Below are 19869 nucleotides of genomic sequence, written 5' to 3' on the forward strand. Positions count from 1 at the left end.
CCGGCGCTGCACCCCGGCCACGGCGGCGGCGGGTCTGGTCAGCCGATCGACCGTGCCCGGCCGAAGGGCAGCGAGAGGATGGGGCGCCTCTCGACCGCCGCGCACGCGCCGCCGAACTGGGCGTGCGCCGCCCTCTCCGTCTCGGCGGTCTGCTTGTGGACGGCGGGAGTGCGGAGCGCGAGCCGGGCGAAACGGGTGTCGGGGATGAACAGCATCGCGAGGAGCTCCGCGTCAGAGCGGGAGCATGAGAACTCTCAGTCGCGGCCAAGCTCGGAATGGACGGCGCGATAGCCGCTATATGATGATGTCGGCACGGCCACGCCAGCCCCCTACCCGCAAACAGGAAATAGTTCGCCGGCGTCCTTGCCCTCGGCCCGATCCGGCACGACATTGTGCAGCGCAGCAATCCGCCGGGAGGATTGTTCTGCACGGCGGGCTTCCGCCTGGCCAGGAGAAAGCCGCATGCGACGCTTGAACGATACCCTTGGCCGCCTCTCACGGCTGCGGAACAGCCCTTTGCCCGGCGGTCCGGGCATTCCGGGCGAGGACCGGCTGACCGATCTTCCCGCGTTCGGCTCCAACCCGGGCGCGCTGCGCGGCCGCTGCTACGTGCCTGCTTCACTCCAGGCCTCTGCGGCCCTCGTCGTGGTGCTTCATGGGTGCACCCAGGATGCCGCCGGCTATGACCGCGGCTCGGGCTGGTCGCGGTTGGCCGACGAACATGGCTTCGCCCTGCTCTATCCCGAGCAGCAACGCGGCAACAACCCCAACCTCTGCTTCAACTGGTTCAATGCTGCCGATACGCGGCGCGATTCCGGCGAGGCGCTGTCGATCCGGCAGATGGTTGCGGCGATGATCGCCACGCACGGGGTCGATCCCGCCCGCGTCTATGTAACCGGCCTGTCCGCCGGCGGCGCCATGGCCTCGGTGATGCTCGCCACCTATCCCGAGGTGTTCGCGGGCGGCGCGATCATCGCCGGCCTGCCTTACGGCACCGCCGCCTCGATCCCGGAGGCGTTTGATCGCATGCGCGCGCATGGCGGGCCGCCGGCGGCCGCGCTCGGGGCGCTGGTCCGAGCGGCTTCGCCGCATCGCGGCCCGTGGCCGACGATATCGGTGTGGCATGGCGACAGCGACGCGACGGTGAGCCACGCGAACTCGGCGCTGATCGTCGAGCAATGGCGCGCCCTGCACGGGGCGGCCGCCGCGCCGGATGCCGTCGAACCGGTCGACGGCCACGTTCGGCGGGTGTGGCGCGACAGCGAAGGGCGGGACGCGATCGAGGAGTACCGGATCGCCGGCCTCGGCCATGGCACGCCGCTCAGCACCTTCGGCGCGGACGCCTGCGGTACCGCCGGGCCGTACATGCTGGAGGCCGGCATTTCCTCGACCCGCCGGATCGCCTGCGCCTGGGGCCTGCTCCGCACGCAGTCCGAGGCGCCGGGTCGCGATACCGCTGCCGAGCCGCAACCGCGCGCGACGCTGCCGACGCCGATCGCCGTCGCCGCCCAGCGCAGCCGGCCACAGCCAGAGCCCGAACCCGCCTCCGGCGGGGTGGGCCGCGTCATCGAGGACGCCTTGCGCGCCGCTGGCCTGATGCGCTGAGCGCCGCCCGGGGGGGCGCCCGTCCGCCGCCTCGCCGGTCGGCCTTCGCCACCGGCCGCGCCCATTCCCCACTCGTCGCAAATCGATTGCCTGGCGCCTGCCGTCGGGCAATTGGCGGATATCAGGGCATGAGCGGGTGATGGTCATGAAAATCCGTGCGTCTGCTTGCGCACTCGCGATGAGCATGGGACTCTTGTCGGCGGCGGCTGCGCACGCCGACGATCCCAATGATCCGACGATGCGGAGCGACGAGGCGCACGCCCGTGACCGCGCCATCACCAAGCATATGAACGAACGGCAACTCGCCTTTGTCCGCCAGCGCGATGCGCGGAGCGACGAGCAGCTACGCAGCGGGCAAGAGAGCTATAGCGCGGCCCGCGCGGACTACGCGCGCAGGATGGCGGCGTGGCGCCACGCCGTCGCCGCCTGCGAGGCCGGCCATCGGGAATATTGCGACAACTGAGCGCGCCCTCGGAAGCGGCTCGCGCCCCGTTTCCAAGACCGCGGCCGGTCAGCGGGGTCGGTAGGAGAATGAAGCGAAATCGGCCGGCGCTCGCGTGCCGGCCATGTCCTGCGCCGCCATGCCGACGAACGCGCCGGTGAAATTGGGCAGTCCAGGCGCGCTCGCCTCGTCCGACAGGATGCTGGCATCAAACTGCTCGGGCAGCCAGTTCCACGCCTCCGCGCCGAGCGGGCGCCAGGCAAAGAGAAGGCGTGCATGATCCACCTCGGCGCGTAGCTCCACCGGGCCGTCCGGGACAGGTACGGGCGGCGTGAAGGCGTCACCCTGCGGCGAATCCGGCAGCATCGACATTACGCGCAGATGGCGCCCGACCGCCTCGTCATGAGTGACGTGGAGATAATGGAATTTGGCGCCGTTATAGTAGCAGACCAGCCCCGCCGCCTGCTGGAAATGGGCCGCGGTGAAATCGAGCACCGTCGTGGCGGTATAGCGGAAATGCTGCTGGCGGCGGGCCACCAGCGCCTGGGTGAACAGGCTGCCGATCGTCTCGCATCCGTATAGCCGCAAATGGCCCGGGCGAGCTGAGAGGCTGAAGATATCGTCCGGTTCGGGGGTGCGCAGCCACTGGAACTCCGGCGGCAGCGCGCTTCCGAACGAACCTTCGTGCGGCCGGCTCTCGACGGGGGCGGCCGGAAGCGCAGGCGCGTCCGCCTCGAGCACCGGCAAGGCGTCGCCGGCCAATGTGCGCAGCCAGCCATCCTCACCCCAACGCATCTGCTGCAGGGCCGTTTCGCGGCCGAGGACGCAGCGGCCGCGATCCGGCAGCGGGCGGCCGCACAGATACACCATCCAGGTCTCGCCGGCCGGCGTTTCGACGATGTCGGCATGGCCGGTGCGGTGCAGCGCCGCCTCGGAGCGGCCGCGCGCAGACAGCACCGGACCGTCCGGATGGACCTCGTACGGGCCGAACAGGCTGCGCGCGCGCGCCATGGTGACGGCATGGTTCCACGCCGTTCCCCCCTCGGCGACGAGCAGGTGATACCAGCCATCCCGTTTGTAGAGGTGCGGCCCTTCGGTGAGGCCCAGCGCCGTTCCTTCGAAGATCATGCGCCGCTCGCCGATCAGTCGCCCGGCGGCGCGGTCGAATTGCTGTGCCACGATGCCGGCGAAGCGGTTGCGTCCGGGCCGATGATCCCACAGCATGTTGAGCAGCCAGCTCCGGCCGTCGTCATCATGGAACAGGGCCGGGTCGAAGCCGCTGCTGTTAAGGAAGACGGGGTCGGACCAGACGCCGTCGATCGTCTCGCAGGTGACGGCATAATTGTGGAAGTCGCGCAGGGATGCGCCCGAAGCGCCGCCCACCGTCGTGCGGCCATAGCGCCTGACGTCGGTGTAGATCAGCCAGAAGCGGCCGTCCTGCCAGCTGATGTCGGGGGCCCACACGCCGCAGCTGTCGGGGTCGCCGCGCATGTCGAGCTGGCGCGGGCGTGTCAGGGGGCGCGATGCCAGCCGCCAATGGACGAGGTCTCGGGAATGGTGGATCTGGACGCCCGGAAACCATTCGAAGGTGGAGGTGGCGAGATAATAATCGTCGCCCACCCGCACGATCGACGGATCGGGATTGAAGCCCGGAAGGATGGGATTGCGATAGGTCGTCATATGCTTGCCTTAGGCGCCCGCACCACTGTCCACAGGACCAGCGCGCCCACCAGATCAAGCCCGCCCAGCGCTACGAAGAACGGGCTGTAGCCGACGCGCTCGACCATCTGGCCGATCATCAGCGAAAAGGCGAGCACACCGAAATTCCCGAACAGCCCCGCCACCCCGGCCACCGTGCCCACCTCGTTCGGCGGAAACAGGTCGGACGACATGGTGATCACGGTGACGGAAAGCGTCTGGTGCGCGAAACCGGCCAGGCACAGCAGCGCGACGGCCGTGACCGGGCTTTCCACCGTCCCGACGAACGCCACCGCCACCATCATCACCGCGCCCGCGGTGAACGCACCGCGCCGCGCGTCGATCAATCCGACACCCATGCGCTGAAGCATCAGCACCAGGAACGGCCCGAACAGGCAGCCAAGGTCCGCGGCGAGAAACGGCAGCCACGCGAACAGCGCGATCTGGGCGAGATCGAAATGGCGCACCGTGGTCAGGTACAGCGGCATCCAGAACGACAAGGTTCCCCAGGTCGGATCGGCCAGCATGCGCGGGATGGCGATGCCCCACAGGTTGCGCTGGCGAAGCAGCTGACCGAGCGAGGCCCGGCCGGCGGCGCGATCGGGAAAGGCTTCCTGATCGCTCTGGATATAGGCGCGCTCCTCATCCGACAGCCGGGGGTGGGTTTCGGGCGGCGCATAGGCGACCAGCCACAAGATCACCCAGAGCAGGCCGAGCGCGCCAGCGACGACGAAGGCCATGCGCCAGCTGGAGGTCCAGATCGCCCAGGCGACCAGCGGCGGCGCCAGCACCGCGCCGAAGGATGCCCCGATATTGTAGAGCCCGCCGGCAATCCCCCGCTCCCGCGCCGGAAACCACGCCGCCACCACCTTCAGGCTGGACGGATGGCCGGCGCCCTCCGCAAGGCCGAGCGCTCCGCGCAGCGCCGCCAGCCCCAGCCAGCCGCCCGCAAGACCATGCGCAATGGTGATGATCGACCACGCACCGGCGAAAAGCGCAAAGCCCAGCTTCACCCCGATGATGTCGACGACATAGCCCGCCAGCGGTTGCAGCATGATGCCGAGCTGGAAGGCGCCGGTCACCCAGCCATATTGCTCGGGGCCGATATGAAGCTCGTCCATCACCGCCGGCGCGGCGATGCCGAGGACGCTGCGCGACAGATAGTTGAGGATCATCGCCGCCATCACCAGCACGATCATCATCCAGCGAAGCCGACGGAAGCGAGGCATGCCGCCTGTCATCTCATCTGCTCGCCGCGAACGGGGAGATGACCGTCGCCGGACCGGCGCGCAGGCGGGCCGGCGTGCCCCCTCCGGCAAACGCCCATATGCCCGGCGGCGCCCGCATCAGGTGCCGATGCGCCTCATCGCCGCGCCCGCCGGGCGCGGGCGCCGAGCCAGGGGCGGCCGACTTTTGCTGCCGTCCGCTCCGGGTCATCTCGATGGCAGGCCATGAAAAAATCATATATGATATGAGCTGCACAGATGGCTCGTCGATGTCAAGCGCATGTCTCGGAGGGGGCGCTTCCGGGCAATTCGGCATGACATGGGGGCCGATTGCCTCGACACGCTTATTCTTCGTCGTCAGGGCCGGTCGATCAGGGCCATCAACTGGGCCAGTTTCTCGCCTGGCGCACATTCGATGCCGAAGCGACGCGCGCGGATCTGCCCGGTCATGAAGGCGGAGAACAGCGCCGCGTCGAGCGAACTCACGACGCGCCCCGGCGCCACCAGCGCGCGTAGATACGCACCCGATGTATGGCCGCGCCGATAGCGCAATTGCGCGGCGAACTGGTGCAGCGCGGGATCGCGGGCAACCGCGATGAACAGATCCTCGACGCCCGAATCCGTGGCGCTCCGCTGCTGCAGCCCCGCCATCTGTCGCAGCAGTTCCTCGCGCGATCCGCGTGGCGTGGGCGGCGGGTCGCGCTCGCTCGCGCCCGCCGAGCGAATGTAGATGGTCTCGAAGGCGGCGCGGAGCAGATCGGCCACCGTCCTGAACTTGTGCGAGACCACGCCGAGCGTGAGGTCGGCTTCCGCGGCCACGGCGCGATGCGTCAGTCCGGCCGTCCCGGCGCGGGCGATGACCGTGGCAGCCGCCGCGGCGATGCGCGCCGTCGTCTCGTCCCGATCCGGCAGGGGCGGAAGCCCGCGCATCGCCTCGAGGCGGGCGAAATCGCGCCATGGCGAAGGCGGCGCCGGCAGGCCCGTCAGCCATGCACCCCATCCGCGGCAGAATTCGTCCAGGCCCGCCCGGTCGACCACGCGGCGCCAACGGAACATGTGAAAATAGCTTTCGCTGTCGAATACATATTGGGTCAGGCGCGCATGATCCGCGAGCCCGACATGACCGCCGAACCTCGCCCAGAAATTCGACCAAAGCGCGCTCCACCGCTGCGAGATCGGGCGGAAACGCGGATCGCGCATGCCGAGCAACTGGCATTCGCGCCAGGCGAAGGCGAGGCCGCGCTGGCCGACCGCCCATTCATCGATCAGCGCGGCAAAGGCGGCGGCAAAGCCGTTCGCGGCGATCGGCGGCCCAGCCATCTCGTCGAGCCTGGCCTCGCACCAGAGCGCTGCGGCGTCACAGGCGCCTTCCTGGGCGACCAGCAACAACTGTTCCAGAGAGCCGAAGTGGTGATAGATTGACGAGGCCGGAACATTGGCGATCTGGCTCAGTCGGCGCGCGGATATGCCGGCGCCGCCCTCGTTCGTCCACTGCGTCAACGCGGCCTGAACCAGACGATCCCGTGTTACTGGCAAGCTGCAAATTCCCGATACCGGCATGGCTTCGCCACGCTTTTACCCGCGGCGGACAATAGCAAGCCGATAATCGCTATTCGAGCGTAAAAGCCGCGGCACGCTCGTCACATTAGGTACATATAACCGTTACGATGTAGCCATACGATCGTTCTAGTCGCCCCTCTATTCAATAGGGGGTTCCAATGAAGAGACTGATCGCAGTGCGCGTGCGTGCCTCAGCCCTGGCCGGCGTGGCGCTGATTCTCAGCATGCCAGTGGCCGCCTTGGCGGATGTCGGCGCGGTCAACGCAGTGGCGGACACCGAGCAGCAAGATCCAAATGGAATGCTCACCGAAATCGTCGTCACCGCCGAGAAGCGGCCTACGAACCTCCAAAAGACGCCGATCTCGATCTCGGTGCTGGGTGCGAACGACATTCAGAACCGCCATGTGCAGTCGCTGCTCGATCTCAGCAACGGCGCCATCCCCTCCCTGCGTGTAGCACCCTTCTTCTCGCGCAACTCCGCGCTGATCGTGAATATCCGCGGCATCGGCGTCCTCTCCGACGGCAACCAGCCGGCGCGCGACCAGGGTGTCGGCATTTACGTGGACGGCATTTACCTCGGCCGCCCACAGGGGCTTGGCGCCGCGCTCTACGACATTGAAAGCATAGAGGTATTGAAAGGACCCCAGGGCACCCTGTTCGGCCGCAATACCGAAGGTGGCGCGGTCAGCATAACCACGAGAAAGCCCACCGGTGAATTCCACGTCAGCCTGCTCGGTGGCGTCGGCAACTTCGGCAGCTACAAGACTGAAGCACATGTCGACCTGCCGGAATTTCACAATTTCAGCCTCAAGATCGACGGCATCGTCACTGCCCGCGACGGCACGGTCAAGAACCCGCTGTCGGGCGCCTGGGGGTTCAACGCCTATGATCGGCGCGGCCTGCATACGCAGCTGCAATGGAAACCGGCCCCCAATTTTACCGCCAACTATTCCTACGACACGTCCTACGACGCTTCCTCCTCCCTCTATCAGCAGGCGATCGCGGGGGGCACGCAGCCGCGCGCGCCAGTCCTGCCCCTGCAACCGGACCGGACCAGCACCGCCAGCGTCGGCGTGCCGGAGCAGCCCAGCATCGGCAAGAATTCCGGCCATGGCCTGTTCCTCGAATGGCAGGTGGCGCCATCACTGACCCTCAAGTCCATCTCGTCCTATCGCAAGCTCAGCCAATCCCAGTTCGATAATGCCGCCGCGACTACCGCAACGCTGCCCGGCGCGCTTGCCGCCGGTGGCCAGTTCGCCCGCTACAGCCTCGCTGAATTCTACCAGCATCAGTATAGCCAGGAATTCCAGGCGATCGGCGACCTCGGCCGGATCCATTATGTCGTCGGTGCGATGGGCTTTCACGAGCATGTGCGCGACAATGCCCAGGCATTCTATACAATGCAGCTCAATGGCGATGGCACGGTCGCAACGGTATTGCCGCCGCCGAGCAGCACCACCGCCGCGATCCCGGTCAACGTTCCCGGGGCCCCGGTCGATCGCGCCAGCCGCATCAGCACTGACAGCTACGGCGTATTCGGCCAGTTTACCTGGACGCCCGGCATCCTGGAGGACAATCTTCATCTCACGGCCGGTGCGCGCTGGACGAACGACAGGAAGAATGGCGAACTCTATATCGTCAACAATAAATTGCCGGTCGATGCCTATGGTGTTTCACGCATACTGACTTTCAAGAAAAGCTGGTCGCGCGTCGACCCGATGGTCAATCTTGCATATGACGTCACGCGCGACGTTCACCTCTACGGAAAGTGGAGCACGGGGTATAAATCCGGCGGCGCCAACTCGCGCTCGCTGAGCTATATGCCCTTCAATCCCGAAAAGGTGTCGATCTTCGAGATCGGGGCAAAGACGGAATTTTTCGATCGTCACGTCCGCCTCAATGTGTCGGCGTACACCGGGACATATAAGGACATTCAGCTCGATTTCGCTGCGCCCTATTATAATTTCGACGCCGCCGGCAATCCGATAACCGCCGGCACCACGCGCACGACGCTGGATACCTACAACGCGCCGGGCAATGGCCGGGTGAAGGGCGTGGAGGCCGAGCTGATGGTGGCGCCAGTGCGCGGACTGACGCTGTCGGCCAGTTACGCCTACACCTATGTACGCATCCCGGACACGTCCAATCCCTATCCCACCTTCGTCGAGGGGAAGGGCATGGTGGTCAACACCACGCCGATCAGGATCTACACCACCTATACACCCAGGAACGCCCTGAGCGGCGCGATCGACTGGGAAAGGTCTTTGTCGGGCTTCACGCTGTCCGGCCATCTCGACGCCAATTACGACGACGGATTCTATACTGCTTCGACTGCTCCCGTATTCAAGGGCGATGCAAGCACCATCTTCAATGGCCGGATTGCGGTGAGCGATATCGGTCTCGGCGCGGGCGAGACGAAACTGACCGTCTCACTGTGGGCGCGAAACTTGTTCAACGAACAGCACAGATTTTACATCTCGGGCAACGCCGCATCGGGCCTGACGAGCTTTTTCAACGAGCCGCGGACGTTCGGCATCGAAGCCCAGGTGAAATTCTGATGAACCGGAGAAAACCCATGCGGATACACATGAAAGTCCTGGGCCTAGTCATCGCATGCGCCGCCGGCCCGGCGCCGGCAACAGTCACCAACGCGCTCGCCACGCGCGCGGCGGGCGATCAGGTCCAGCTGGGCTGGACCGCCACCGGCGCGGTCGACGTCTATCTGGCCTATGCCCCCGATGCCCGCATCGCGGATGCGGTGCTCGTCTCGGGGGCGGACAAGGACGGCAAGGCGCTGGTCAGGGTCGACGCGACCAAGCGGCCTTATTTCCTGCTCCGCGACGCGGCCGACGGCGCGATGACGGAGGTTTCGGAGCGGATCGTCCCGCTCGCCCAGGGCTCGAACTTTCGCGACATTGGCGGCTATGCCGCGGCCGATGGGCGGCACGTGCGCTGGGGAGTCATCTACCGGTCCGGCGCATCGGCGATGTTGACCCCGGATGACGTGTCGAAGGTGAACGCACTCGGCCTGCGCAACATGGTCGATCTTCGCTCCGACGAGGAGCGTGTTCTCGCGCCGAGCAAAATCGACGGCGTCCCCTATTCGGCAATCGGCTATTCGATGACGACACTGCTGGCCGGCATGAAAAACGCAGCGCCGCAAAACGGGGCGACCATCTATCGCGGCTTCCCGACGATGCTGGCACCTCAGCTGCGCATCGTGTTCGATCTTCTCAGACGCCAGCAAGGTCCGATCGAGTATAATTGCTCTGCCGGGCAGGATCGTACCGGCTTCACCACCGCCATGATCCTTTCCGCCCTCGGCATTCCGCGCGAGACGATCATTCAGGATTATCACCTCTCCACTGCCTATCGGCAGCCGCAATATGAAATGCCGCATATCGACCTTGCCCGCTATCCTGACAATGCGGCGGCGCAGATGTTCGGGCGCTATCAGGACAATCCCGCGATGCGCGTCGCACAACCGCTCAAGGAGGCAGACGGCACGCCGTTTCTGAAGGGCGCATTCGACGAGATCGAGGCGAAATGGGGGTCGGTCGACGCCTATCTCGAGCAGGAGGTCGGGGTCAGCGCGGCGGATCGTGCCGAACTGCGCCGGCTCTACCTGCACTAGACCTTGGGGACAGACGACGGAGGCCCCGGAGCGCGCGCTCCCGGGTCCTTCGTTTTTCCTTTCCGCGGGCCCGCTCGGGACGGATGGGTCGCCCTTTCTGCCGATCCCTGGCCCTGTGGATCAACGCAGGCGATCGCGCCCAAGCAGCCAATTGGACACCGGCTGCGGCAATGGGAACGACGCATTGGGACGGCTCGCGAAAGTCGCGACCCAGCGGTCGCCCCTGTAAACCATCGCGGTGACGCCCATCTCCTTCGCCCGCGCCGGCAGGGGGAGACCATGGACGGTCCCCGTCATGGGCATATGGTCTGCGCTCACGATCAGTTCCTCTTCCCCTGTCTGACCCCTTTTAGACGGAGCAGGCCTCCGGGCGCCTTTTTCTGCCAATTTTTGCTCCTTGTCGGCACTCAAGCCACACTGCTCCCCCCGTGCCGGTGCGGCCGGAGAGCCGCCATGCGGGAAGGAAGGAGACGTGCCCGGTACGCCTGCAATCCCGCACGCCCGCCCATGCACGATTGCGGCCTTTCGATACCGCCCCCTTTCCCGCATGATCCGCGACATGAAAATAGCAACTCCGATCGCAGCGTTTGTGGTCGTGTCGGCCGCCGCCCCGACACTGGCGCAGCCCGCGTCGCGCACCCTGGTGAGCAATGTCGAGCCCGGTTCGGCGGCGGACATGATGGTCGTGGAAATCACCATCCTTCAGTTCCAATCGTCGTCATCGGTCGATGACCTGCCCGCACATTTCCCGGCGCAACTGGAGATTGACGGCAACAAGGTCGCGGTGATGCTCGACCGTCTCGATGCCCCGCCCGAGCGGCCTGTCGACCGGGGCAGGTTCGGCCAGGCGAAATATGCTCTGCGTTTGCCTGCGCATGGTTCGCCAACAGGGCTCGCGGTCCTTTCGCTGGGGAACGAGGCCGGCTCGGGCTATGCCTTCTCGCTGTCCGGCGTCGACGCCTCGCGGGCCCAGGATCGGCCTCGATCAGCGGAGAATGCGCTCGCTCCGCCGGAGCCCGCCCGTCCTCAATCGGCAAAGCCGGAAAGGGGCAACGCCTTCCTGGGCAATCTGTCGAGCTATGCGCCGATCTATGCGGTCTATGGCCCCGGGACGGACAGCGACGCGCGCCTTCAAATCAGCTTCAAATATCAGCTTTTTGGAGAAGCCGGCGCGACCGGACGAGGCCACCCGTTCATCAACAACATCCACATCGCCGTAACGCAGAGAATGTTCTGGGATCTGGGAACTGAGTCCACGCCGTTCCGCAATATCGACTTCATGCCCGAGCTTTTCTATCTTCTTCCCGCCACGGCAATTGACCGGCGGATCGCGCTCGGCGGCCAGGCCGGCCTCCGTCATGAATCGAACGGCCGCGACGGATTGGCATCGAGGAGCCTGAACACCCTCTACCTCCAGCCTGTCGCCACGATGTCGGTCGGCAAATATACGCTCTCGCTGGGGCCGCGCCTGGATCTTTACGTCGGCCGCCTCAAGGACAACCCCGATATCAAGCGCTATCGCGGCAATGCCTCGCTGTTCGCCGAAATCGGACAAGACGATGGGATTCGACTATCCACGAACACCCGCTTCAATTTCGCCACGGGCAAAGGGGCAATCGACGCCAATCTGAGCTACCCGCTCGATCGACTTGTCTATTCTGAGCTCAATCTTTACGCTTTCGGTCAGGCCTTTGCAGGCTATGGCGAGAACCTGCTCGATTACAATCGCCGGATAACGCGGCTGCGGGTCGGGGTGGGCATTGTCCGGTGAGCCGGGATCGCCCTGCGACACCGGCCGGTGATCGCTGCCCTCACCCCGCGTCGTGCCATCCGCCGCCGAGCGCGGCATTGAGCTGGATGCTCGCCTTCAGACGGCGCGTCTGCAGGTCGAGCGCATCGAGCCGGGTGCGCAGCGCCGTGGTCTGGGCCGTGACCACGTCGAGATAGTCGACGGCGCCCTTGACGTAGCGGTTCATCGACAGGGCCTCCGTCTGGGTCGCCTGCCGGACGGCGTCATCCTGGGCGAGCGCCTCGCCGTCGAGATGGTGGAGCAGGGCCAGACCGTTCTCCACCTCTTCGAACGCTTGCAGCACCGCCGCGCGATAGCGGGCGGTGGCCTCGCGCCAGCGAGCGCGCGCGAGCGCGAGGCCACCCCGCCGGCGTCCGCCATCGAACAGGTTGAAGACGGCGCCGGGGCCGACCGACCAGATGAGGTTGGGTGCGCTCAACAGCCCGTCCATCCCGGTATTCTGGAAGCCGACGCCGCCGCCGAGCGTGATCGCCGGAAAGAAGGCCGCCTTCGCGACACCAATCTCCGCATTGGCCGCGGCCATGCGCCGTTCAGCGGCGGCGATGTCGGGGCGGCGTTCCAGCAACGCGGCGGGCACGCCGGCGGGGACGGGCGGCAGTTCCAGGCTGGCGACCGACGGGGTGACGGAGAAGTCCGGGGCCGGCGTGCCAACGAGGCTGGCAATGGCATGTTCGGCGAGCGCGCGGCCGGCGCGGGCATCGAACAGCCTGGCCTGTGCCTCGGCGCGTTGCGCACCGGCCCGACTGACATCAAGACCGGAGGCGATGCCGGCCGCGAAGCGCCGCTTCGTCATCGCGTCGGCCTTGTCATAGGCATCAACCGTGGCGGTGAGCAGCGCGATGCGCTGATCCAGGCCGCGCAGCGTGACATAGGCGGCGGCAAGCCGGCTCTGCAGGCTGAGCCTGACGCCGGCGACATCGTCGGCGCTGGCTTCGGTCTCGGCACGCCTGGCAGCGACCGCATTGCGCACCCGGCCCCAAAGATCGAGCTCGAAGCCGGCGCCGACCTCGATCGTATCGGCGCTGTAGATATCGGGCTGATTCTGGCCGCGTAGCGGACGGTTGTCCGACTGGCGGTTGCGCGAGACGTCGACGTCGATGCCGGCGCTGGGGACCCGGCCTGCGCCGATGCGGACGAGATCGGCCTGCGCCTGGTCGTAGCGGGCCAGCGCCACGGCGAGGCCGGGATTGGCGCTGGCGATGCGCGCTTCCAGCAAGTTCAGCGTCTCGTCTCCATAGCCACGCCACCACTCGCCAGCCGCGATTGCGCCCGGCGCGGCGGGCGTCCACGCGCCCGCCTCCTTATAGGCGGCCGGCGTCGCCACGGTCGGCGGCCGATAGGGCGGCGCGAAGGAGCAGCCGCCAAGCGCCGCCGCCGCCGCCAGCAGGATCGGCCGCATCCTAGCCACGGGCCGGCCCGAGCAGCCGCACCTTCTCCCCCTCGGCAAGGGAATCGGGCGGGTTGTCGACCACCTTGTCCCTCGCCGTCAGGCCGGCCGCGATGATTACGCTCTGGCCGAGATCGCGCCCGATCGTGACCGGACGCAGCCGCACCCGTCCATCGGCATCAACCAGTGCAACCTGCGTCCCCTCGGCCCGGAACAGCAGCGCGCTGGCCGGCACGCGCACGGCATCGCCGCCGTCACGGACGTCGAAGCGCACCTGCGCGTAGCCGCCGGGCTTGAGTGCACCGTCCGCATTGTCGGCCGCGAGCTGGACCTGGAAAGCGCCGGTGCGCCCGTCGATCGCGCCGGAATTGCCGATCAGACGGGCGGGGAAGCGGCGGCCGGGATAGTCCGGCAACGATAGCTCGGCGGTGAGCCCCGGCTTCATCTCCGCCGCATAGCCCTGCGGCACGTTGACATAGACGCGGACCTTGCGCGTGTCGGCCACCGCGAACAGCGGCTGCTGCCCGCTGCCGGTGCCGACCAGATCACCGATGTCGACACTGCGCAGCGTCACCGTTCCGGCGAACGGCGCGCGCAGCGTGGCGAAGCTCTTCATCGCCAGCAGCCGGCCGAGATTGGCCTCAGCGGCCAGAACGGCGGCCCTGCGCGCGGCAAGCGCGCCGTTCTTCTCATCCGCTTCCTGCCTCGAGACCGACGCCGTCGAGAGAAGATCGTTCCAGCGATCCGCCGTGCTCTGGGCAAGCTCGGCGCCGGCCTTGGCGCTGGCGAGGTCGGCGCGGGCCTGGGCGATCTGCTGGTCAAGCTCCGGCGTGTCGATCAGGCCCAGTGCCGCGCCAGCCGGCACGCGGTCGCCGATGTCGCGCGACCAGCTCTTCATATAGCCGTTCACCCTGGCGTAGAGCTTGGCCGCGTTCCATGCCTGCAGCGTCCCCGGAAGCGTCAGCGCGTCCGCCGCGCCGGCGCCGTCCACCGCGACGAGCTGCACGGTCGGCACGGCGCGCGCGTCGGACCAGCGCTGGGCGGCGTCGCGATCGTGAGCGCGGCTGATGCCGCCGGTGGCAACGATAGTGACCGCCACACAGGCCGCGACGATGCCGGCGGTCCTGAGCCCTCGGGGCGCGGTTGGGCTGGCGGGGGCGTCAGGCGACATGAACGGGGTCTCCGGCGGAATCGGCAGGATGGTGTGGTGACGGCGCCGGGCGCGGCCGGCGGGCATGGGCGAGGCTGAACAGCACAGGGACGAAGATCAGCGTGGCCAGCGTTGCGCAGATCAGACCACCGATCACGGCGCGGCCGAGCGGCGCGTTCTGCTCGCCGCCCTCGCCCAGGCCGAGCGCCATCGGGGCCATGCCGATGATCATCGCCAGCGCCGTCATCAGCACCGGGCGAAAGCGCGTGGCGCCGGCCTCGGCGGCGGCGCGGAGCGCATTGCCGGTCGCGGCGAGCCGCTCGCGGGCGAAGGTGACGACCAGCACGCTGTTGGCGGTGGCCACCCCCATGCACATGATCGCACCGGTCAGCGCCGGCACCGACAACGGGGTGTGGGTGGCGAACAACATCCAGACGATGCCGGCAAGCGCCGCCGGCAGCGCCGAGATGATCACCAGCGGGTCGATCCACGACTGGAAGTTGACGACGATCAGCAGGTAGATCAGCACGATCGCACCGGCGAGGCCGAGCAGCAGGCCGACAAAGGCCGTGCCCATCGTCTCCACCTGGCCGCGCAAGGCGATGTCGGCGCCCTTGGGGCGCTCCCGGGCGCTGCTGTCGATGACCTTCTGGATATCGCCGGCAATCGCGCCGAGGTCGCGGCCCTGCACGGTGGCATAGATGTCGAAGGCGGGCTGCACATTGTAATGGGAGACCACCGCCGCGCTCGGCTCGCGATGCATGACGCCGAGGGCGCCGAGGATCTGGAAATTGTCCGGCTGCACGCCGGTAATCGGCAGGTTCTGCATCGCGGAGAGCGAATCCAGCCGATATTGCGGCGCCTGCACGACGATCGGATAGGAGACGCCGTTGCTCGGGTTGAGCCAGAAGGCGGGCGCCACCTGGAAGCTGCCGGCGAGGCTGACCGCAAGGCTGCGCGTCACATCGTTCTCGGTGATGCCGACGCGGTTAGCGAGCGTGCGATCGACGTCGAAGGCGAGTTCCGGATAGCTGGTCGATTGCTGCACGCGGACATCGGCGATGCCGGCGATATGCCGCATCCGTGCAGCGAGCCTGTGGGCATAGGCCTCGCCGCCCTTGCGATCGGGGCCGGTGATCAGCACGTCGATCGGCGCGGGCGTGCCGAAGTTCAGGATCTGGCTGACGATGTCGGCCGGCAGGAACGAAAAGGCGGAGCCGGGAAAGGCGTCCGGCAGCGCGGCGCGCAGTTCGCGGACGAACTGGTCGGTGGGCCGATGCCCTTCCGCGAGTGTAATGAGGATGTCGCCGTCCTGAGGCCCGATGCCGCCGGTGTTGGAATAGGCGCGGTTGGTGCCGCTCACCGGCAGCCCGATATTGTCGACGATCGAGGCCAGTTGCTTCGGCGGGATGACGCTGCGGATACGATCCTCGATATGGTCGAACAGCGCCGCGGTCTCCTCGATGCGGGTGCCGACCGGAGCGCGGACATGCAGGTTGATCGCGCCTGAATCGACCGCCGGGAAGAAATTCCGCCCCAGCAGCGGGATCAGCGCGAAGGAGATCAGCACAACGCCCATGAACGCCGGGATGAACAGCCGCCGGCGCGCCAGCGCCAGGTCGAGTGTCGCCGTATAGTAACGGCGCACTGCCTCGAACCGCATTTCAAAGCCGTGCTGGAACCGGCGCAGGGGATTGCGCGTGCCCGGCCGCCCGGCCTGGGCATCATGGGATTGCATGACATTGGCGGTGTACGGGCCAGCATGTTCGCGCAGCAGATAATTGCCCATCGTCGGGACCAGCGTGCGCGACAGCACGAACGAGGCGATCATCGCGAAGACCACGGCTTTGGCCATCGGCGCGAAGAGGAAGCCGGCGACGCCGGGCAGGAAGAACATCGGCACGAAGGCGATGCAGATGCACAGCAGCGAGACGAAAGCCGGCTGGACGATCTGCTGCGCGCCGTCGAGGATCGACTGGCGGACCGACTTGCCCTGTTCCAGATGCCAGTTGATGTTCTCGATCGTCACCGTCGCATCATCGACGAGGATGCCGACGGCGAGCGCGAGGCCGCCCAGTGTCATGATGTTCAGCGTCTCGCCCACCGCCGACAGCCCCGCCACCGCCGCAAGCACGGCGAGCGGGATGGACGCGGCGATGATCACGGTCGATCGCCAGGAGCCGAGGAACAGCAGGATCATCAGCGAGGTCAGCGCGGCCGCGATCACGCCCTCGCGCACCACGCCGGACACCGCCGCCTTCACGAACAGCGACTGATCGCCGAGCAGGTCGACCTTGAGACCGGCCGGCAGCGTCTCGGCGAGGCGCGGCAGCAGCGCCTTGACCTGATCGACGATCGCGATCGTCGAGGCCGAGCCGCTCTTCAACACCGTCATCAACACCGCGCGCCCGCCATCGACGCGCACCACGTTGCGCTGTGGCGGCGAGCCATCACGGACATGGGCGACATCGCGCATATAGACTGTGGCGCCGTCGATCGTCTTGATCGGCAGCTCGTTGAGCTTGTCGACGACATCCGGGCTGTTGTTGAGATGGAAATTATATTCGAACTGGCCGATCTTGGTGGTGCCGGCCGGCACGATCTGGTTCTGCGCGGCCAGCGCCGCGCCGACGTCACTGGCCGACAGGTGATGCGCCTGCAATGCCGCTGGGTCGAGATCGACCTGAATCTGCCGCTCCTTGCCGCCATAGGGCGACGGGATGGCGGCGCCCTGCACCGAGGCAAGGGCGGGACGGATGAAGTTCTGGCCGAGGTCGAAGATCTTCTGTTCCGACAGGCCCTTGCCCGACAGTGCGAGTTGCAGGATCGGAACCGTCGAGGCGTTGTAGTTGAGGATCAGCGGCGGGGTGATGCCAGGCGGCATCTGTTTCAGCACGGTTTGCGAGACGGAGGTTACCTGGGCGGTCGCGGTGCGGATGTCGACGCCCGGCCGGACGAATATCTTGACGATGCCGATGCCGGCCAGCGACTGGCTCTCGACATGTTCGATGTCGTTCACCGAGGTGGAAAGCTGGCGTTCGTAATAATAGATGACCCGGCCGGCCATGTCCTCCGGCGGCAGCCCGCGATAGGTCCACACCACCGCGATCACCGGAATCCTGATGTCGGGAAATATATCCGTCGGCGTGCGCACGGCGGCGATGCCGCCGGCCAGCACGATCAATATCGCCAGAACGACGAAGCTATAGGGCTTGCTGAGCGCAATTTTGACGAGTTGGAGCATTTCCCGTCCAGGATTGGTGCGGCGCCCGTTTCGCGCCCTTCCCTCTCCGGGGCGAGTGAAATGAATTTCACCTCGGGCAGCGGATGCGCACCCTGAGGCCGGGGCCCGCGTTTTCGAGCTCCAGCCCGAAGCGATGCAGATGGGCGATTGCCGCCACCACACTGAGGCCGAGCCCCGATCCCGGCGTCGCGCCGGCGTTGGCACCGCGATGGAAGCGGCGCAGCACCGCGTCGCGCTCCTCCGCGGCGATGCCGGGGCCGTGGTCGCGCACCTCGATGCCGGGATCGCCGTCGCGCTCGCCGACAATGACATCGATCCGGTCGCCGACGCCGGAGAATTTGATGGCGTTGTCGAGGACGTTGCTCAGCGCCTCGAACAGCAAGGGTTCGTCGGCCTCGATCGTCGCCGCCGTCTGCGCCTGCACGATGATCGTCTGGCCGCGCTCTTCGGCGAGCGGCTCGTAAAGCTCCGCGGCGCGTTCGGCGAGGCGCGCGAGATCGGTCGGGCGAAAGCCGGAGCGCCGCGCGCTCGCCTCCAGCTCCGAGATACGCAGCAGGGCGGCGAAGCGATCGAGCACGGCGTCGAGATCGTCGACCGCCTCGGCAGCCAGCGCGGCGAACGCTGGCGGCGTGTCCGGCCGTCCGCGGGTGCGCAGCAGGCTGGTGCGGACATGGGCAAGCGGGGTGCGCAGATCATGGGCGATGGCATCGGTCACGCCTTTCACCTGGGCGATGACGCGGCCGACCTCCTCGACCATGACGTTCACCGTGCCGGCAAACTGGTCCAGTTCGTCGCCGCGGCCGGCGATCGGCATCCGCGCGTCGAGCGCGCCGGCGGCGATGGCGCGGCTCACCTGTTGCAGATCGCGCACGCGGCGCAACGGCCTCAGGCTCAGCGCGACGCCTGCGAGCAATCCGCCGATCGCCGCCGCAAGCCCGCTCCACAGGAAGATCTGAAGGAAGCGGCTGCGCAGATAGGCGATCTGGCTGATGTCGCGGCCGATGAGGATGATATGGCCGCCCGCCGCCCGGAGCGCGAGCAGCCGGATCGGCCCGCGCACCCCCGGCCTCGCCGGCAGGTCGACAGGCTTGTCGAGCCTCACCCGCGCCGGCACGCGGATGTTGCCGGTCAGCCGCTGCCCGTCCGGACCGATGAGCGCGATGAAGTCCAGCCCCTGCACATTGCTGGCGATCTCCGCGCGTACCCGCTCCGGCAGTCGCGCGGCCGGGGCGGAGACGAGCCGCGCGCCGACCTCGCGCAGGATGAGATCGCTGCGCGCGGTCAGCTCGCTTACCGTCATGGTGTAGATCACCGCCAGCAGGATCACGATGCCGAGCGCGAAGACGAGGCCGAGCAGCGAGGCCAGCCGGAACGTGCTGGTGTGGCGGATATCGCGCAGGCGCAGCGGCTCAGACGGCATCGAGCCTGTAGCCTTCGCCCTTGATCGTGCTGATCGCCGACATGCGCCCGGGCCGATCCAGCTTGCGCCTGAGCCGGGCGATATGGACGTTGATCAGGTTGGCGCCCGGATCGAAATAATAGCCCCACACCTGTTCGAAGATCATCCGCCGGCTGACCACCTCGCCCATATTGCGAAGAAGGAATTCGAGCAGGCGGAATTCCATGTGGAGCAGCCGCACCGGCTCGCCATCCACCGCCACCTGGCGGCGAACCAGGTCCATCTCGATCCCGCCCGCGCGCAGCACCGTGGTGTCCGTCGGCGCCCGCCCCCGGCGCAGCAGCACCTCGATCCGTGCGATCATCTCGCCGGTGGCGAAGGGCTTGGTCAGATAATCGTCGCCGCCGCCGCGCAGCCCTTCGATGCGCTCGTCGACATCGCTGAGCGCGCTGATCATCAGCACCGGCACGTCGATGTGGCGCTGGCGCAGGCGTGCGACCAGCGCGAGGCCATCGAGGCCCGGCAGCATGCGATCGAGCGTGATCGTATCGAAGCTTTCATGGCAGGCGCGCTCCAGCGCCGCCGCGCCATCGGCGACATGGACGGGATGGTGACCATGGACTTTCAGCTCGGTGACGATCTCCTCCGCCGTGGAGGGATCGTCCTCAATGACAAGGATCCGGGCCATGGCACTGCATAGGCCCGAAATGGAGG

14 protein-coding genes are annotated in these 19869 nt (G+C 67.1%); 5 read left to right on the top strand and 9 right to left on the bottom strand.

The window, feature by feature from the left end; genetic code table 11:
* Positions 1 to 38 precede the first annotated feature (38 nt).
* Positions 39 to 215, bottom strand: a complete 177-nt coding sequence (locus tag KOF26_RS06825; RefSeq protein ID WP_216322251.1) for a hypothetical protein — start codon at positions 213 to 215, stop codon at positions 39 to 41.
* A gap of 247 nt (positions 216 to 462) precedes the next feature.
* On the opposite strand from KOF26_RS06825, the gene KOF26_RS06830 reads away from it, so the two are divergent.
* On the top strand, positions 463 to 1605 hold the full coding sequence (locus tag KOF26_RS06830; protein WP_216322254.1) for an extracellular catalytic domain type 1 short-chain-length polyhydroxyalkanoate depolymerase: 1143 nt from the start codon (positions 463 to 465) through the stop codon (positions 1603 to 1605).
* A 178-nt stretch (positions 1606 to 1783) separates the two neighbouring features.
* Positions 1784 to 2068 (top strand): hypothetical protein, encoded by a 285-nt coding sequence (locus tag KOF26_RS06835; protein WP_253201206.1) that lies wholly within the window; start codon positions 1784 to 1786, stop codon positions 2066 to 2068.
* Between the two features lie 48 nt (positions 2069 to 2116).
* Here the strand turns inward: KOF26_RS06835 and KOF26_RS06840 are convergent, their stop codons facing one another.
* From KOF26_RS06840 to KOF26_RS06850, 3 genes are all read right to left on the bottom strand, one after another.
* Positions 2117 to 3727, bottom strand: coding sequence for a glycoside hydrolase family 43 protein (locus tag KOF26_RS06840; protein WP_216322258.1), 1611 nt, complete (start codon positions 3725 to 3727; stop codon positions 2117 to 2119).
* Positions 3724 to 4974, bottom strand: coding sequence for an MFS transporter (locus tag KOF26_RS06845; protein ID WP_216322261.1), 1251 nt, complete (start codon positions 4972 to 4974; stop codon positions 3724 to 3726). Before KOF26_RS06845 ends, KOF26_RS06840 begins: the two co-directional genes overlap by 4 nt.
* A gap of 354 nt (positions 4975 to 5328) precedes the next feature.
* A complete protein-coding gene (locus KOF26_RS06850) occupies positions 5329 to 6471 on the bottom strand; it encodes a TetR/AcrR family transcriptional regulator (protein WP_216322264.1) in 1143 nt (380 codons plus the stop codon).
* 218 nt (positions 6472 to 6689) lie between these two features.
* Between KOF26_RS06850 and KOF26_RS06855 the strand changes: the two genes are divergently transcribed.
* From KOF26_RS06855 to KOF26_RS06865, 3 genes are all read left to right on the top strand, one after another.
* Positions 6690 to 9089: a TonB-dependent receptor gene (locus tag KOF26_RS06855; RefSeq protein ID WP_216322267.1), complete on the top strand. Its 2400-nt coding sequence runs from the start codon at positions 6690 to 6692 to the stop codon at positions 9087 to 9089.
* 29 nt (positions 9090 to 9118) lie between these two features.
* Positions 9119 to 10165 carry a tyrosine-protein phosphatase gene (locus tag KOF26_RS06860; RefSeq protein ID WP_253201207.1) on the top strand — a complete coding sequence of 349 codons (1047 nt, stop codon included), beginning with the start codon at positions 9119 to 9121 and terminating at the stop codon, positions 10163 to 10165.
* A gap of 547 nt (positions 10166 to 10712) precedes the next feature.
* The gene (locus tag KOF26_RS06865; protein ID WP_253201208.1) at positions 10713 to 11936 is read left to right on the top strand and encodes a phospholipase A; all 1224 of its coding nucleotides are present in this window, start codon (positions 10713 to 10715) and stop codon (positions 11934 to 11936) included.
* Between the two features lie 40 nt (positions 11937 to 11976).
* Here KOF26_RS06865 and KOF26_RS06870 read toward each other — a convergent pair whose 3' ends face one another.
* The 5 genes from KOF26_RS06870 to KOF26_RS06890 all read right to left on the bottom strand — a co-directional run bounded on the left by KOF26_RS06870 (position 11977) and on the right by KOF26_RS06890 (position 19843).
* A complete protein-coding gene (locus tag KOF26_RS06870) occupies positions 11977 to 13374 on the bottom strand; it encodes an efflux transporter outer membrane subunit (RefSeq protein ID WP_216323093.1) in 1398 nt (465 codons plus the stop codon).
* A gap of 1 nt (position 13375) precedes the next feature.
* Positions 13376 to 14461: an efflux RND transporter periplasmic adaptor subunit gene (locus KOF26_RS06875; RefSeq protein WP_363181988.1), complete on the bottom strand. Its 1086-nt coding sequence runs from the start codon at positions 14459 to 14461 to the stop codon at positions 13376 to 13378.
* Between the two features lie 61 nt (positions 14462 to 14522).
* Positions 14523 to 17756 (bottom strand): efflux RND transporter permease subunit, encoded by a 3234-nt coding sequence (locus tag KOF26_RS06880; RefSeq protein ID WP_216322273.1) that lies wholly within the window; start codon positions 17754 to 17756, stop codon positions 14523 to 14525.
* 67 nt (positions 17757 to 17823) lie between these two features.
* Positions 17824 to 19176, bottom strand: coding sequence for a sensor histidine kinase (locus KOF26_RS06885; protein ID WP_216322277.1), 1353 nt, complete (start codon positions 19174 to 19176; stop codon positions 17824 to 17826).
* The gene (locus tag KOF26_RS06890) at positions 19166 to 19843 is read right to left on the bottom strand and encodes a response regulator transcription factor (RefSeq protein WP_216322280.1); all 678 of its coding nucleotides are present in this window, start codon (positions 19841 to 19843) and stop codon (positions 19166 to 19168) included. The genes KOF26_RS06885 and KOF26_RS06890 overlap by 11 nt, the downstream gene beginning before the upstream one ends.
* Positions 19844 to 19869: the final 26 nt, after the last annotated feature.

Origin of the sequence: Sphingomonas quercus (assembly GCF_018863195.1) — a bacterium.
Lineage (GTDB): Bacteria > Pseudomonadota > Alphaproteobacteria > Sphingomonadales > Sphingomonadaceae > Solisphingomonas > Solisphingomonas quercus.

What these genes read in the sequence shown, in the direction of transcription:
- KOF26_RS06825 (WP_216322251.1), bottom strand. Translation starts at nt 215, where the DNA reads ATGCTGTTCATCCCCGACACCCGTTTCGCCCGGCTCGCGCTCCGCACT.
- KOF26_RS06830 (WP_216322254.1), top strand. Translation starts at nt 463, where the DNA reads ATGCGACGCTTGAACGATACCCTTGGCCGCCTCTCACGGCTGCGGAAC.
- KOF26_RS06835 (WP_253201206.1), top strand. Translation starts at nt 1,784, where the DNA reads ATGAGCATGGGACTCTTGTCGGCGGCGGCTGCGCACGCCGACGATCCC.
- KOF26_RS06840 (WP_216322258.1), bottom strand. Translation starts at nt 3,727, where the DNA reads ATGACGACCTATCGCAATCCCATCCTTCCGGGCTTCAATCCCGATCCG.
- KOF26_RS06845 (WP_216322261.1), bottom strand. Translation starts at nt 4,974, where the DNA reads ATGCCTCGCTTCCGTCGGCTTCGCTGGATGATGATCGTGCTGGTGATG.
- KOF26_RS06855 (WP_216322267.1), top strand. Translation starts at nt 6,690, where the DNA reads ATGAAGAGACTGATCGCAGTGCGCGTGCGTGCCTCAGCCCTGGCCGGC.
- KOF26_RS06860 (WP_253201207.1), top strand. Translation starts at nt 9,119, where the DNA reads ATGAAAGTCCTGGGCCTAGTCATCGCATGCGCCGCCGGCCCGGCGCCG.
- KOF26_RS06865 (WP_253201208.1), top strand. Translation starts at nt 10,713, where the DNA reads ATGATCCGCGACATGAAAATAGCAACTCCGATCGCAGCGTTTGTGGTC.
- KOF26_RS06870 (WP_216323093.1), bottom strand. Translation starts at nt 13,374, where the DNA reads ATGCGGCCGATCCTGCTGGCGGCGGCGGCGGCGCTTGGCGGCTGCTCC.
- KOF26_RS06880 (WP_216322273.1), bottom strand. Translation starts at nt 17,756, where the DNA reads ATGCTCCAACTCGTCAAAATTGCGCTCAGCAAGCCCTATAGCTTCGTC.
- KOF26_RS06885 (WP_216322277.1), bottom strand. Translation starts at nt 19,176, where the DNA reads ATGCCGTCTGAGCCGCTGCGCCTGCGCGATATCCGCCACACCAGCACG.
- KOF26_RS06890 (WP_216322280.1), bottom strand. Translation starts at nt 19,843, where the DNA reads ATGGCCCGGATCCTTGTCATTGAGGACGATCCCTCCACGGCGGAGGAG.